The sequence below is a fragment of the Dokdonella soli genome (assembly GCF_039523175.1).
GTDB lineage: Bacteria > Pseudomonadota > Gammaproteobacteria > Xanthomonadales > Rhodanobacteraceae > Dokdonella_A > Dokdonella_A soli.
In genome coordinates this window covers 168714-182604 of the sequence record NZ_BAAAEU010000024.1, presented here as the reverse complement: position 1 = coordinate 182604, position 13891 = coordinate 168714, and the positions used below count along the sequence as shown (strand labels likewise).

Annotated in this window: 11 protein-coding genes and 2 tRNA genes; 4 read left to right on the top strand and 9 right to left on the bottom strand. The window is 68.2% G+C overall.

Features of this window, described 5'->3' with window-relative positions; translation table 11 throughout:
• Positions 1-294: 294 nt before the first annotated feature.
• Genes ABD002_RS14790 through gloB form a run of 3 tightly spaced genes read right to left on the bottom strand, consistent with a single transcriptional unit; the run spans position 295 to position 3260 of the window.
• On the bottom strand, positions 295-1077 hold the full coding sequence (locus ABD002_RS14790) for an enoyl-ACP reductase FabI (protein ID WP_343792440.1): 783 nt from the start codon (positions 1075-1077) through the stop codon (positions 295-297).
• Between the two features lie 57 nt (positions 1078-1134).
• The gene (locus tag ABD002_RS14785; protein ID WP_343792438.1) at positions 1135-2481 is read right to left on the bottom strand and encodes a transglycosylase SLT domain-containing protein; all 1347 of its coding nucleotides are present in this window, start codon (positions 2479-2481) and stop codon (positions 1135-1137) included.
• Positions 2478-3260, bottom strand: coding sequence for a hydroxyacylglutathione hydrolase (gene gloB / locus ABD002_RS14780; protein ID WP_343792436.1), 783 nt, complete (start codon positions 3258-3260; stop codon positions 2478-2480). The genes ABD002_RS14785 and gloB overlap by 4 nt, the downstream gene beginning before the upstream one ends.
• 230 nt (positions 3261-3490) lie before the next feature.
• Here gloB and ABD002_RS14775 point away from each other — a divergent pair, with 230 nt between their 5' ends.
• Genes ABD002_RS14775 through dnaQ form a run of 3 tightly spaced genes read left to right on the top strand, consistent with a single transcriptional unit; the run spans position 3491 to position 5414 of the window.
• Positions 3491-4240 (top strand): methyltransferase domain-containing protein, encoded by a 750-nt coding sequence (locus ABD002_RS14775; RefSeq protein ID WP_343792434.1) that lies wholly within the window; start codon positions 3491-3493, stop codon positions 4238-4240.
• Positions 4237-4707: a ribonuclease HI gene (gene rnhA, locus ABD002_RS14770; RefSeq protein ID WP_343792432.1), complete on the top strand. Its 471-nt coding sequence runs from the start codon at positions 4237-4239 to the stop codon at positions 4705-4707. Before ABD002_RS14775 ends, rnhA begins: the two co-directional genes overlap by 4 nt.
• Positions 4704-5414: a DNA polymerase III subunit epsilon gene (gene dnaQ / locus ABD002_RS14765; protein WP_343792430.1), complete on the top strand. Its 711-nt coding sequence runs from the start codon at positions 4704-4706 to the stop codon at positions 5412-5414. Before rnhA ends, dnaQ begins: the two co-directional genes overlap by 4 nt.
• Positions 5415-5540: 126 nt before the next feature.
• Here the strand turns inward: dnaQ and ABD002_RS14760 are convergent, their stop codons facing one another.
• Positions 5541-6245 (bottom strand): PP2C family protein-serine/threonine phosphatase, encoded by a 705-nt coding sequence (locus ABD002_RS14760; protein ID WP_343792428.1) that lies wholly within the window; start codon positions 6243-6245, stop codon positions 5541-5543.
• Positions 6246-6509: 264 nt separating this feature from the next.
• Between ABD002_RS14760 and ABD002_RS14755 the strand changes: the two genes are divergently transcribed.
• Positions 6510-8183 (top strand): amidohydrolase, encoded by a 1674-nt coding sequence (locus ABD002_RS14755; RefSeq protein ID WP_343792426.1) that lies wholly within the window; start codon positions 6510-6512, stop codon positions 8181-8183.
• Between the two features lie 301 nt (positions 8184-8484).
• On the opposite strand, the gene ABD002_RS14750 is transcribed toward ABD002_RS14755, so the two are convergent.
• The 5 genes from ABD002_RS14750 to thrA form a co-directional block, all read right to left on the bottom strand.
• A tRNA-Val gene (locus ABD002_RS14750) sits at positions 8485-8559 on the bottom strand.
• A gap of 148 nt (positions 8560-8707) precedes the next feature.
• A tRNA-Ala gene (locus ABD002_RS14745) sits at positions 8708-8783 on the bottom strand.
• A gap of 193 nt (positions 8784-8976) precedes the next feature.
• Positions 8977-10281, bottom strand: a complete 1305-nt coding sequence (gene thrC / locus ABD002_RS14740; protein WP_343792424.1) for a threonine synthase — start codon at positions 10279-10281, stop codon at positions 8977-8979.
• On the bottom strand, positions 10278-11201 hold the full coding sequence (locus ABD002_RS14735) for a homoserine kinase (protein ID WP_343792422.1): 924 nt from the start codon (positions 11199-11201) through the stop codon (positions 10278-10280). Before ABD002_RS14735 ends, thrC begins: the two co-directional genes overlap by 4 nt.
• A 103-nt stretch (positions 11202-11304) precedes the next feature.
• Positions 11305-13806 carry a bifunctional aspartate kinase/homoserine dehydrogenase I gene (gene thrA / locus ABD002_RS14730; protein WP_343792419.1) on the bottom strand — a complete coding sequence of 834 codons (2502 nt, stop codon included), beginning with the start codon at positions 13804-13806 and terminating at the stop codon, positions 11305-11307.
• Between the last annotated feature and the right edge of the window lie 85 nt (positions 13807-13891).

Below are 13891 nucleotides of genomic sequence, written 5' to 3'. Positions count from 1 at the left end.
CGGGACCCAGTGCCTTGTGACGGTGCGCCCAGCGCAGTCGCTGGGTCCCCGGTGAGCGTTGGGATGGGATGCTTTGATCGGCTTCCGGTTCGGATAACGGCTCACGGGCACCCAGCACCGGCAGCGCCTTGCGGCCGGTAGCAACCCGCAGGGACCCGCGCCTCGTTTCTCGTCGCTCGGGCGAATGCCGGCATCCAGTGCCTCGTGATCATGCGCCAAGCGGAGTCGCTGGGTCCCGGCGTACGCCGGGACGACGAATAGGTGATGTTTTGCCCGGCTACCGGCACCGAGGCCTCACAGCCCCGTCATGCCCAGCGTGTTGTAGCCCGCGTCGACATATGTCACTTCGCCGGTGATGCCCGAGGCGAGATCCGAACACAGGAACGCACCGACGTTGCCGACCTCGTCGATCGTCACGCTGCGGCGCAGCGGCGCGTTCTGCTCGACGTGGTCGAGCATCTTGCGGAAGTTCGCGATGCCGGACGCGGCCAATGTCTTGATCGGGCCGGCCGAGATCGCATTCACGCGCGTGCCTTCCGGACCGAGGTTGTAGGCGAGGTAGCGCACGTTCGCCTCGAGGCTGGCCTTGGCCAGGCCCATCACGTTGTAGTTCGCCAGTGCGCGCTCGGCGCCGAGATAGGTCAGCGTCAGGATCGCGCCGCCGCGGCCCTTCATCAGTGGACGCGCGGCCTTCGCGAGCGCGGCCAGGCTGTAGCTGGAAATGTCGTGCGCGATGCTGAAGCTCTCGCGCGTCAGACCGTCGAGGAATTCGCCCTGCAATGCCTCGCGCGGCGCGAAGCCGATCGAATGCACGAGGATGTCGAAGCCGTCCCAGTGCTTGCCGAGGTTCTCGAATAGCGCGGAGATGTCGCTGTCGCGGGTCACGTCGCAGGGCAGCACGATGTTCGAACCGAACGTGGTCGCCGCCTCGTCGACGCGATCCTTGAGCTTCTCATCGACGTAGGTGAACGCGAGTTGCGCGCCTTCGCGATGCATCGCGTTGGCGATGCCCCAGGCGATTGAACGCTGGCTGAGGATACCGGTGATCAAGGCGCGCTTGCCGTGCAGGAAACCCATGTGCTCTCCGTGAGTCGAGTAAAGCGGAAGCGCAAAGTTTAACCGAGCGCCGCCGGCTCAGTCGTCGGTGAGTTCCAGGCGCAGCCGCTCGCCCAGGTGCAGGGTGCCACGCGCCTGCGGGTTCAGGCGCTGCAGGCGGTCCAGCGGGATCGCGTAATGGTGCGCGACACGCGACAGCGTGTCGCCGGCGACCACGACATGGACACGTGGGTTGCGTGCCGGTTTCCGCCGTCCGTCGTCGACCGGTTCCGGCTCGTGGCCCGGCAGCAGCAGCGTCGTCGACGGCATCACGGTCGCGCCCTCGTCGACCGCGTTCGCGGCGGCGAGCACCGCAACCGGGACGCCGATTTGCGTAGCCCAGCTGCCGATGCCGCTGGTGCGCGCCGCGCGTTCCTCGCGCCAGTCGCTCCACAGCGCAAGCGGCACCGCGTCGGCGGCCGCGTGGAAGCGCTCCACGCGCGCTGCAGGCAGCAGCAGACGATGCACCGCGTCGGGCGCCATGCGGTTGCGCCGGTACCCGGCGTTCCAGCGCTTCACGTCGTCGATGCCGAGGCCGGCCAGCCGCGCGGCCAGGCGCAGGTCCATGCCGGCTTCGAGCGTAACGCTCTGCAGGCGGTCGTCCTCATCCGGTTCGGGCAGCTTGATGCCGAAACGCGCCGGGTCGTCGATGATGCAGGCCAGCGCGAGCAAGCGGTCGAGGTGCTCGTGCGTGCCCGGATTGAACGCGAAACGCGCGAGTTCGTCGGCCGACAGCGCGTGCGGATCGCGTTGACCAAGCAGCTTGCGGACCCGGAATTCGCCGCTGTTGAACGCCATGTCGGCGAGGCGCCAGTCCGCGAATTCCTTGTAATAGCGCGCGATCAGGTCGAGCGCAGCCGAGGTGGACGCAAGCGCATCGAGGCGGCCGTCGTAGCCGGCGCCGATGACGACGCCCGCTTCGCGCGCGGTATCGGGCACGAGTTGCCACATGCCGGCCGGCCGGTCGCCGCGCGTCGCGACGGGCTGATAGCTGCTTTCGAGGTAGGGCAGCATCGCGAATTCGCCCGGCAGATCGCGCTTGGCGAGCTCATCGACCACGATGAGCAGAAATGGCATCGCGCGCTTCCAGCTGGCAGCGAACTGGCGCGCACCTTTCGCATAGGTCTGCGCCCACCGTTGCACCTGTGGCCGGTAGTCGCAGCCCTGCATCGCGAAGGCTTGGCGCAGGCGTGGCCAGGGCGAGGTGTCGGCTTCCTTGGCCGCTGGTGCCGATGTGGCAGCCGGTGGCGCGCTCGAAACGACTTCCGGCGGTGGAGCGGATGGCGATGTCGGGGGCCGCGCAGGTGGCGTCGCACACGCGGCGAGCAGCAGCGCCAGTACGCCGGGCAGTGCGACGCGCGCCTGCGCGACCGGCGGGCGCCTCATGGAGCCGGCATCCGGAAGTGGTCCTTGAGTCGCCGAAGTTCGGCGAAGCGTCCGACGCGGTCGGCATGGCTGTGGCGGTCAAATGCAGTGATCAGCGCCGCGCTGTCGATGCGCAGGAACGGATTGCATGCACGCTCCACGTCCAGCGCGACCGGCAACGTCGCCGCACCTTGCGCGCGCAGCGTTTCCACCTGCGCCGAGCGCGCCGCGAGCGCTTCGTTGTTCGGTTCGACCGTACGCGCGAACGCGCAGTTCGCCTGCGTGTACTCGTGGCCGCAGCAGATCAGAGTGTCGCCGGGCAGTGCGGCGAGCCGGTCCAGCGAGGCCAGCATCTGTGCAGGACTGCCTTCGAACAGGCGCCCGCAGCCGACGCTGAACAAGGTATCCCCGCAGAACAGCAGGCCATGCCCGAAGTACGCGATATGGCTCAGCGTGTGACCGGGAATCGCGATCACCTCGAAACGCAGGCGCGGCGCATCGAGCTCCACCCGCTCGCCGTCGCCGACGCGCACGTCGGCACTGGCGATCCGCGCGTCGACCGGTGCGTAGACCGTGGCGCCGGCCTCCGCCGCGAGCTCGGCTGCGCCGCCGATATGGTCGGCGTGATGATGGGTCAGCAGGATCGCGCGCAGTCGCAGCTGGTCGCGTGCCAGCGCCGCACGCACCGGCCCCGCATCGCCGGGATCGACGACCACGGCATCACCGCTCGCGTTCGCGAGCAGCCAGATGTAGTTGTCCGCGAAAGCGGGCACGGCGGTGAGGCGCAAGAGCCTGTCCATGATCTTCCAGTACCCCGGGGCCCTACGGGTTGGTCCGCAGAGGCCGCCATGCGGCAACGCGCCGCTTGAACGGGCAACCAGCCTGTCCGGCGCGACGCACTTCCACCTGACGACCTCTACGGAGCAACGCGGGGTGCTGGAAGATCATGGACAGGCTCCAAGTCGCGCATGGGCCGCGCGAATATAGCCAGCGCCCCCGACATTGACGTTAAGCAAACATTAGCTGGTGGATGAACGCGCTACACTTCCCGCTGCCGTTCAGGACCCCGCACTCGCCCGTGATCACCGGCCCCGACAACCTGTTTGCGTTGCCCGAACTCGAGGCGCTGTTGCGCGAGGAGCTCGCGACGTTGGCCGTGCGCGCGGCGCGCCAGCCGGCCGGCCGCGCCTTGCTGCTGCAAGCCTGCGCGGCGAACCGGGGTCTGCCGGTCGACACGCGCCATCTGGGCGCGATACGCGGGCATGTGGAGCGCGATGCGCTGCGTGGTGACGTGGCCTGTACCACCGACGCGCTGCCGTGGGAGGACGAGGCGTTCCAGCTGGTGTTCGCGCAGCACGTCGGCGATGTGCTGCCGTCGTCGCGTGCGCTGATCGACGAACTGGCGCGCGTGCTTGCACCGGGTGGCGTGCTGCTCTGGTGCGGGTTGAATCCGTGGAGTCCATGGCTCGCCTGGATCCACTGGCAGGCGCGACGTGGTCTGCCGGTGCCGCGCGTCATGCACGCGGACATCGTGCGCATGCGCCTGCTGAAGCGGCAGCTTGCACCGGCCGGCACCGACTATCTCGGCACCTGCTGGCCGCAGCGCAGCAAGCGCTCGGCGATCGGGCGCAGCGCCCTCCTTTCACCACTGCGCGGTGCCTGGCTGATCGCCGCGACGAAGCAGCGCGCGGTGCTGACGCCGCTGCGTCCGCGCGCGGCGCGCGAAAGGGTCGTGATCCAGCCGCACCTGGCCACGCCGAGCCGACGCGCCTGCGCATGACGGCCGCAAGGGAGCGCGTCGACCGCGTCGAGCTGTTCACCGATGGCGCCTGCCTCGGCAATCCGGGCCCCGGCGGCTGGGGTGCGTTGCTGCGCACCGGTGCACGCGAGAAAGAGCTCAGCGGCGGCGAGGCGCAGACCACGAACAACCGCATGGAACTGATGGCCGCGATCGCCGGCCTCGAGGCGTTGAAGCGCCCGTGCGAGGTCGTGCTGACCACCGACTCGCAGTACGTCAAGCGCGGCGTCGAGGAATGGATGGCGCGCTGGCGCGCGAACGGCTGGCGCACCAGCGACAAAAAGCCGGTCAAGAACCAGGATCTCTGGGAGCGGCTGTCCGCGGCGCTTGCCGGCCACCGCGTGACCTGGCATTGGGTCAAGGGCCATGCCGGCCATGCCGAGAACGAACGGGTCGACACGCTCGCGCGCGACGCCGCGCTGGTATTCAGGGAGCAGCAGGACGCATGAGGCAAGTCATCCTCGACACCGAGACCACCGGGCTGGAAGTGCAGCGCGGACATCGCCTGATCGAGATCGGTTGCGTCGAACTGGTGCAGCGCCGCGCGACCGGACGCACCTTCCATTCCTATCTGAATCCCGATCGCGCGATCGACGAAGGCGCACGCGCGGTGACCGGCATCAGCGACGAGTTCCTGCTCGACAAGCCGCGCTTTCGCGACATTGTCGTCGAATTCCTGGAATTCATCGACGGCGCCGAGGTCATCGCGCATAACGCGACATTCGATGTCGGCTTCATCGACGCGGAACTCGCGCGGGCCGGCGTGGAGAACGCGCGGCTTGCCGATCGCGCGCGCGTGCTCGACACGCTTGCGCTCGCACGCGAGAAATATCCGGGCCAGCGCAACAGCCTGGACGCGTTGTGCAAGCGGCTCGGTGTCGACAACAGCCATCGCGAGATGCATGGCGCACTGCTCGATGCGAACCTGCTCGCCGATGTCTACCTGGCGCTGACCGCGGGACAGGGCCATCTCGGCTTCGCCGACGAGCGCACGCCGGCGGAAGTGCGCGCGGTGGCGGCCGAGATGCAGATCCTGGTGCGCCCACGCGTGCTGCGAGCGCCCGATGCCGAACTCGCATTGCATGCCGCGCGCCTGGAGGCGATCGACAAGGCGAGCCGTGGCGCCTGCGTCTGGAAACGGCTGGACGCGCAATAAGATACCCGCAGGAGCTCCCTTGTAGGAGCGGCTTCAGCCGCGATGCTTCTGCTCTTGAGTGATACGCTCTCGGAGCATCGCGGCTGAAGCCGCTCCTACAGAACCCCTGCGCAGGAGCACGCGTGCTCAGCGCGCGCGCACCAGAATCACGGTCACGTTGTCCGAGCCGCCACCGTCGAGCGCGGCGAGGATCAGGTGATCGACGCATTCCTGCGGAGTCAGGTCCTGGCGACCGACGATCGCGGCGATCGCACTGTCCTTGACCTCCTCGGTCAGGCCATCGCTGCACAGGAGCAGCTGCATGCCCGGCAGCAGCTGGCCGCGCACGCTCTCAACGCGCAGCGATTGCGGATCGGTCACGCCGAGCGCCTGGGTGACCACGTTGCGGTGTGGATGGCTGCGCGCCTGTTCGCTGGTGATCGCGCCCTGGTCGATCAGCTCCTGCACATAGGAATGGTCCTGCGAGAGCTGCTTGAGGCCGTCCGCGTTCCACAGGTAAACACGGCTGTCGCCGACCCAGGCGACCTCGAACTCGTTGCCGGACAGACGCAGCGCGGCGATCGTGGTGCCCATCGGCAGCGCCTCGGAACGGCGCGTCGAGTGGCGGATGATCTCCTCGTCGGCGAGCTGGATCGCGCGCACGAGTTCAACACCGTTGCCGACCTCGCGCACCAAGGTATCTCGCGCGAGTGCACTGGCGACCTCGCCGTGCTCATGCCCGCCCATGCCGTCCGCCACCAGCCAGAGGCCGAGCTCCGCGTCCGCGTAGTAGGTGTCCTCGTTGTGCTCGCGACGCAAGCCGACGTGGGTGCTGTGTCCGAATTCGATCATGCGCAGGGCAGGGTTCCTGAAGGGGCCAACGCCTTCTCACGGGCGCATGCGGCCACCTTTTCGGCGCCGTGGCGGCATAGGATGCCGCCGAGTTTGCGCCATGCGCAAGTTCGCGTGCCCGCGCTCGCCTGCGAGCCGGGGTGGGGCGTTGGCCGAGGCGCCCGGCCAAGCCTCGGACTGTGGCCCAGCCCGCGGATCCATCGGCGATGCGATCGCTGGCGCCGATCGCGTATCGTTGCGATTCCATCGCCGGGAGTTCGCGACATGACGGTTCCGCTCCGTTTTCCCCTGCTGCTCGCCATGCTGCTGGTCGCACCACTGGCGCTCGGCGCCGACCTGCTCGTCGACCACGTCAACGGCTACACGCTGGACAGTGCGGGCAAGCTGCAACGCTTCGAGGCGTTGCTGGTCGATCGCGGCAAGGTCGTCGCAACCGGCAGCCATGCCGACCTCGCGAAGCGCGCGGATGGCGCCCGTGTCGTCGACGGCACGGGCCGCACGCTGCTACCGGGACTGATCGATGCGCATGGGCATGTGATGGGCCTCGGCTTCATGAAGAGTCAGCTCGATCTGACCGCGACGAAGACGCTCGACGAGGCGCTGGCCGCCGCGAAGACGTTCGCGGCCGCGCATCCGGCCAGCGCGTGGGTGCAGGGTCGCGGCTGGAACCAGGTGATCTGGAAGCTGGGTCGCTTTCCGACGGCGCACGAACTCGATGCGGTGGTCGGCGATCGTCCGGCGTGGTTGAGCCGTGTCGACGGCCACGCGGGCTGGGCCAACAGTGCCGCGATGAAACTCGCCGGCATCGACAAGGGGACAAAGGACCCGGCCGGCGGCCGCATCGAACGCGACGCAAGCGGCAATCCGAGCGGCGTGTTCGTCGACGGCGCGATGGAGCTGATCGAACGCAGGATGCCGGCACCCACACCTATCGAATCCGCCACCGCGCTCGATGCGGCGCTGGCCGAGATGGCCAGCGTCGGCCTCACCGGGGTCGACGATCCCGGCATCGACACGGCGACCTTTGCGCTCTACCGACGCTATGCCGACGAGCACAAGCTCACTGCGCGCATCTACGCGATGATCCGAGGCACAGGCGAGGATTTCGACACGATCAGCAAGGGTGGTCCGTTGATCGGCTACGGCGACGATTTCCTGAGCGCGCGCAGCGTCAAGCTGTACGCCGATGGCGCACTCGGCAGCCGCGGCGCGGCGATGCTCGCGCCGTACTCGGATGACCCGCACAACCAGGGGTTGCTGTTCTACAAGCCCGACGAGCTGGCCGCGATGATCGGCAAGGCGCTCGGCAAGGGTTATCAGGTCTGCATTCATGCGATCGGTGATCGCGCGAACCGTGAGGTGCTCGACAGCTTTGCCGCGGCCTACATGGCGCATGGCGGCGAAAACCTGCGCAACCGCATCGAGCACGCGCAGGTGGTTTCGCTGCAGGACATTCCGCGCTTCACGAAGCTCAAGCTGATCGCGTCGATGCAGCCGACCCACGCGACGTCCGACATGAACATGGCCGAGGATCGTATCGGCCACGATCGCATCGAGGGCGCATATGCGTGGCGCACGTTCCTGAAGCAGGGCACGGTGGTCGCGGGCGGATCGGACTTCCCTGTGGAATCGCCGAATCCGTTCTACGGCCTGTACTCGGCGGTCACGCGTCAGGATCATGCGGGCCATCCGCCCGGCGGCTGGCATCCGGAGCAGGCCCTCACATTGGTGGAAGCGTTGCGCGCGTTCACGCTCGATGCCGCGTATGCCGCGCACCAGGAGAAGACGCTCGGCACGCTGGAGCCGGGCAAGTGGGCCGACTTCATCCTGATCGACCGTGACCTGTTCGCGGTGAAGCCGGCACGGATCTGGCAGACGCAGGTGCTCGAAACCTGGGTCGGAGGCAAGCGCGTGTATGCGCACAGTGGTACGGGCTGAGCACGAGGCGGGCGAGCATCAGCGCGCCTGCCGCGAGGATCGTCGTATCCGGACCGCCTGCGGTAAAAAAAAACGGCACCGAGCGGTGCCGTTCGAACGAATCGTGGATCTGGATCTAACGCGCTGTCTTGCGCAGCTGTCGGTAGGCCACCACGCACATGAGCGCGGCCATGCCAAAGAGGCAGATGTCGCTCAGGGTGGGCAGAGGAATTGCGGTAACTGCAATAACCCGACACCTCCAGTCTGACGGTCCAGGGAACAGGGGTCGCAAATCGCTCCGGCCGCGCCGGAAGCACCCCCGTGGTAGCGGGGAGTGGAATCGAACCACTGACCTCCAGCAGGTTAGGCTAGCGAGCTGCCACTGCTCTACCCCGCGGCAAAAGTCTGCTCGCGAACCTCGGCACCCGCAAGATCCGGCCCGCGAGCGGCGCCGGCCCGTTCGGCGATGGCGGTGTTGCAACGAGTCCAGAAGCAAGAAAGCCCCGGAAAGTGTTGGCTTTCAGGGGCTTTCGCACTGGATTGAATGGTGGAGCGGAGGAGGATCGAACTCCCGACCTTCGCATTGCGAACGCGACGCTCTCCCAGCTGAGCTACCGCCCCACGATACTGTTTTCGGGCCAATCGGCCGCGAAAGGGGCGCGAATGATAGCGTGCGAACCGCGGATCGCCAAGCCTGACACCCATGATCGGCCCGTTCGGCTGCCTGCACGTGGCCAGGAACGATGACTTGATCGGCTTTTCGTTCCCCGTTGCGCAGGGAAGCAGAAGCAAGTCGACCAATGTTCATAGCCGCTCACACCCGACCGCTCGATGCGACGAGTCGCTCGCGCAACGCCGCGTAGTCCGCAGCCAGTGGCTCGGCTTGCGAGGGTCGGGCGAGCAGCGCAGCCAGCGTCGGTGGGACGTCGACGGCCGCTCCGATCAGCGGCTCGATGACGGAATCGAATTTCGCCGGATGCGCGGTCGCGACGATGGCGTAGTGTCGCTCGTCTCCGCGCACGCGCATGCGTTCGAGCACGCGCAGCGCGGTCGCGGTGTGCGGGCAGACCAGGGTGCCGTAACGTTCGCGGCTCGCGCGGATCGCGTCACGGATCTGCGCGTCGTCGACGGCCTCGGCGCGCAACGCGCGGCGAAGCTCGCCGGCGTCCGGATACAGCCAGCGCAGGCGCTCGAAATTGCTCGGCGCGCCGACGTCCATCGCGTTGGCCAGGGTCGCGATGCTCGGGCGTGGTGCGTAGTCGGTGCCGGCGAAGAATTCCGGCAGCACGCGGTTCGCATTCGTTGCCAGCACGATGTCGCCGATCGGCAGGCCCATCGTGCGTGCGAGCACGCAGCCCAGCGCGTTGCCGAGGTTGCCGGTCGGGATCACGAAGCTCAGCGGCTCGCCGTGCATGCGCCAGTGCCACAGTGCGGCCAGCGCGTAGTAGGTGATCTGCGGCAGCAGGCGGCCGAGGCTGATGCTGTTCGCCGAGGTCAGCGGAATGCTGCGTTTCAGCGCATCGTCGTTGAGCGCCTGCTTGACCAGCGTCTGGCACTGGTCGAACGTGCCGGCCACCCGCAGCGCGAGCACGTTGTCGCCGAAGCAGCCAAGCTGGTTCGCCTGGCGCGGTGACACACGACCATCCGGATACAGGATCACGACGCGGAATCCGGGCCGGCGATGGAATGCCGCCGCGACTGCGGCGCCGGTGTCGCCGGAGGTCGCGACGAGTACCGTCAATTGCGGCGCATCGAGTGGGCGGGTGCGGGCGAGGCAGGCGGCAAGGAAGCGTGCGCCGAAATCCTTGAAGGCTGCCGTCGGGCCATGGAACAGCTCCAGCGATTGCGTACGCGCATCCAGCTGGCGCAGCGGCGTTGGCAGATCCAGCGTCTCGCGACAGATCGCATCGAGTTCATGCGCGAGCAGGTCTTCAGCGAAGAATGGCTGCAACAGACGCGAGGCCACGCTGGCTAGATTGTTGCGGTCGTCGAAATCGGCGCTCGTGAAGCGCGGCAGGCGTTGCGGCACATACAGCCCGCCATCCTGCGCGAGTCCGGCGGCGAGCGCGGCGCCGAGGTGGAGCGCGGGCGATTCATCGCGGGTGCTGACGTACTTCATGCAACCAGTTCCGCTGCCGGCCCGTTCACTGGCGAAATCCAGGCGTCGCTGCCAAGGTGCGCGCCAGCGAACGCCGCTCGCATGCGGTCCGCCGCCATCTTGGCCAAGCGCTCGTCGGCACACCACGCGAACACGCTGGGTCCCGCGCCGGAAATGCTCGCGCCGAGTGCGCCGGCATCGAGCGCGGCCTGCTTCACGGCGGCGAAGCCCTTGATCAGCGGCGCACGGCGCGGCTCAACCAGCACGTCGTGCAGACCGGCGCGGATCAACCCGATGTTGTTGCCATGGCAGCCGGCGAGCAGCATGGCCAGGTTCGCGCTCTGCGCGACGAAGTCCGGCAGGGCGTAGCTGCCTTCGAGCGCGGCACGCGCCTCGCGCGTCTCCACCACTGCATGCGGATGCACCAGCGCGCAATGCAGCCCGTGTGGCACGGGAATGCGTACGAGCTGGTCCGCGGTTGCCAGCACGAGGCCACCGAGCAGCATCGGCCCGACGTTGTCGCCATGGCGACCACCGCTGGCGACCGCTTCGCCAGCGAGTGCGAACGGATACAGCAGCTCGCGCGGCAGCGCGCGGTCGAGCAGCGCATTCGCGGCAACCAGCGCGGCGACCGCCGATGCGGCCGAGCCGCCCATGCCGGAGCCGAACGGAATGCCCTTGTCGATCTCGATCTCGAGGCCGAACGGCAGCGCGAGCGCCGCGCGCATCGCGATCAGCGCCGCGCCGGCGGTGTTGTGTTCGGCCTCGAACGGCAGCAGTGCCATGCTGCCGCGGATCGCGGCGATACGCACCGTCGGTTCGGCGATGCGTCGCACGGTCACGCGGTCGCCGGGGCCGATGATCGAGTGACCGAGGATGTCGAAGCCGACGCCTACGTTGCCGACGCTGGCCGGCGCGAATGCAGTGGCAATTTGTTTCACGCTGAATGTTCCTGGGAACGTCGGCAGGAATGACGCTTTTGGTGAGAAGTGCGGCCATGGATGGCCGGCGTTTGATTCACGCGATCATGGACGAGCGCAAACATCATAATTTCGCTCCGAGTGCGGCGGAGACGCGCAGCAGATCGGCGAACACGCCGGCTGCGGTGACTTCCGGGCCGGCGCCCGGGCCCTGCACGACCAGCGGATTGTCTCGATAGCGCCGCGTCGTGAACTGCACGATGTTGTCGGTCAGGCGCAGATGCGCGAATGCGTGGCTGGACGGCAGCTCGACGAGACCGACGCGCGCCGTGCCGACGTGATCGAGATGCGCGACGTAGCGCAGCACGCTGCCGTTGCGCGACGCGTGCGCGTGACGCGCGGCCATCGCAGCATCGAGTTGGGGCAGATGGTCCATGAATGTTTCCGCGGAATGGGTGCGCAAGGATTCGGGAACAAGGCTCTCGACCGCGACATCGGCGAGATCGAGCTCGACGCCGGCCTCGCGCGCGAAGATCACCAATTTGCGCGCGACGTCCGTGCCGGAGAGATCATCGCGTGGATCGGGTTCGGTGTAGCCGAGCGCATGTGCCTCGCGCACGAGATCCGAAAACGCCTGCGTGCCATCGTAGCGATTGAACAGCCATGCCAGCGTGCCGGACAGGATGCCGTCGATCGCGATCATCTCGTCGCCGGTGTCGAGCAGGTCGCGCAGGGTCGAGATCACCGGCAGGCCGGCGCCCACGGTCGCCTCGTAGCGGAAGCGTGCGCCGCCCGCGGTCGCGGCGCGGATCGCGCGCCAGCGTGCGGACGGACCGGCACCGGCGTGCTTGTTCGGTGTGACCACGTGGATACCGGCGCCGAGCCAGTCCGCGTAGCGTTGCGCGACCGCATCGCTGGCACTGCAGTCGATGATGACCGCGTGCGGCAGATGCTCGGCCTGCACGTGGCGTGCGAATGCGTCGAGATCGCACGTCATGTCGGCCGCGTTGTTCCAGCCGTCTGCGGCGCCGGCCTCGCCGAGCCACATCCGACGACTGGTGGCGACGGCGCGCACGCGCAGATCCAGCTGGATGTCGTGCAGCAGCCTCGGCCGCGCCGACTGGATCTGCCTGAGCAGCGCCGCGCCGACCTTGCCCGGCCCGATCAGACCGATCGACAGGGTCTGCGGCGAGAGCCAGAACGCCGAATGCACGGCGCGCAGCGCGCGTGGCGCGTCAGCGCTGGCGACCGCGACCGAGATGTTGCGTTCGGAGGCGCCCTGCGCGATCGCACGGATGTTGACGCCGGTGCGCGCGAGCGCGCCGAACAGACGCGCGGCAATGCCTGGCGTGCCGGCCATGCCGTCACCGACGGCGGCGAGCACGCTGATGTCGCGGGCCACGCCGACGCTGTGGATCTCGCCGCGCGTGATCTCGGCCGCGAATGCGCGGCGCAGCGCCGTTTCCGCGTCGGCCACGTCGGCGTCGCGCACGACGCAGCAGATCGAGTGCTCGGACGAACCTTGCGAGATCATCACCACCGATACGCCGGCGCGGTGCAGCGCACCGAACGTGCGCTCGGCGGTGCCGGGCACGCCGATCATGCCGGCGCCTTCGAGCGTGACGACGGCAAGCTCGCGCGCGGTGCTGATGCCCTTGACCGGTGGCGAATGCGCGCCCACCGCGGCGACCTCACCGATCGCGGTCCCGGGATGCTCAGGGTGGAACGTGTTGCGGATGCGCACCGGCAAGCCGCGCGCGATCACCGGCGTCAGGGTCTGCGGATGGATGACTTTGGCGCCGAAGTATGCGAGCTCGCAGGCTTCGTCATAGCTCAACGAAGGCAGCGGAATCGCATCCGGCACCAGGCGCGGGTCGGCCGAGAGCACGCCGTCGGTGTCACCCCACAGGGTCAGTTCGCGGGCATCGCACAGCGCTGCGAATATCGCCGCGGAATAGTCGCTGCCGTTGCGGCCGAGCACGGTCGCGCGGCCGGTCCGTGTGCGCGCGATGAATCCGGTCACGATCAGCCAGGATTGCGCATGCCGCGCGCGCCATTCGGCGAACCGCGCGCCGCTCTCGCTCCAGTCGACAGCCGCACCGAGCTCGCCGTGGTTGACGACCAGCACCTCGCGCGCATCGAGGCAGGCGCAGTCGACGCCTTGCATCGCGAGGAAGTCCGCGAGCAGGCGTGCCGACCAGACTTCGCCCAGCCCCTGGATCGATTCGAATGCCTCGCGATTCGGCGTGCCGAGCACGGCCAACGCGCCCAGCAGATTCGCAAGTTGCGCGAAGCCCTGCTCGATCCACGCGAGTGTCGCGTGCGCGCGTGCATCGAGCAGGTCGTGCACGATGGCGAGATGGCGGTCGCGCAACGCCTGCCAGCCGGTGTTCCAGTCCGGTGCGCCGCTCGCCGCCGTCTCGGCGAGCGCGATCAGCGCGTTGGTGGTGCCATGCATCGCCGAGACGACGACGAGCTGACGAAATTCGGGTTGCGCATGCAGGATCGCGGCGACGCGCCGGAAGCAGCTCGCGTCGGCGAGGCTGGATCCGCCGAACTTGTGCGCGACGATCTGCTGGGCCGGCGTCGGGGCCTTGACGGCAACGTGACTGGCGGGTTCGGACATGGAATGGCCTCCTGATGTGGAGGCCCCGTTCCGCGCGGTCAGGGCTATGCAGCTCGGCCCTGTCCCTTGCGGGGCGGGGCCGTTG

Bases quoted from the DNA above. Each gene is read 5' to 3' on its own strand.
- ABD002_RS14775 (WP_343792434.1), top strand. From the start codon at position 3,491: ATGAACGCGCTACACTTCCCGCTGCCGTTCAGGACCCCGCACTCGCCC.
- ABD002_RS14790 (WP_343792440.1), bottom strand. From the start codon at position 1,077: ATGGGTTTCCTGCACGGCAAGCGCGCCTTGATCACCGGTATCCTCAGC.
- thrA (WP_343792419.1), bottom strand. From the start codon at position 13,806: ATGTCCGAACCCGCCAGTCACGTTGCCGTCAAGGCCCCGACGCCGGCC.
- rnhA (WP_343792432.1), top strand. From the start codon at position 4,237: ATGACGGCCGCAAGGGAGCGCGTCGACCGCGTCGAGCTGTTCACCGAT.
- ABD002_RS14760 (WP_343792428.1), bottom strand. From the start codon at position 6,245: ATGATCGAATTCGGACACAGCACCCACGTCGGCTTGCGTCGCGAGCAC.
- dnaQ (WP_343792430.1), top strand. From the start codon at position 4,704: ATGAGGCAAGTCATCCTCGACACCGAGACCACCGGGCTGGAAGTGCAG.
- ABD002_RS14785 (WP_343792438.1), bottom strand. From the start codon at position 2,481: ATGAGGCGCCCGCCGGTCGCGCAGGCGCGCGTCGCACTGCCCGGCGTA.
- thrC (WP_343792424.1), bottom strand. From the start codon at position 10,281: ATGAAGTACGTCAGCACCCGCGATGAATCGCCCGCGCTCCACCTCGGC.
- ABD002_RS14755 (WP_343792426.1), top strand. From the start codon at position 6,510: ATGACGGTTCCGCTCCGTTTTCCCCTGCTGCTCGCCATGCTGCTGGTC.
- gloB (WP_343792436.1), bottom strand. From the start codon at position 3,260: ATGGACAGGCTCTTGCGCCTCACCGCCGTGCCCGCTTTCGCGGACAAC.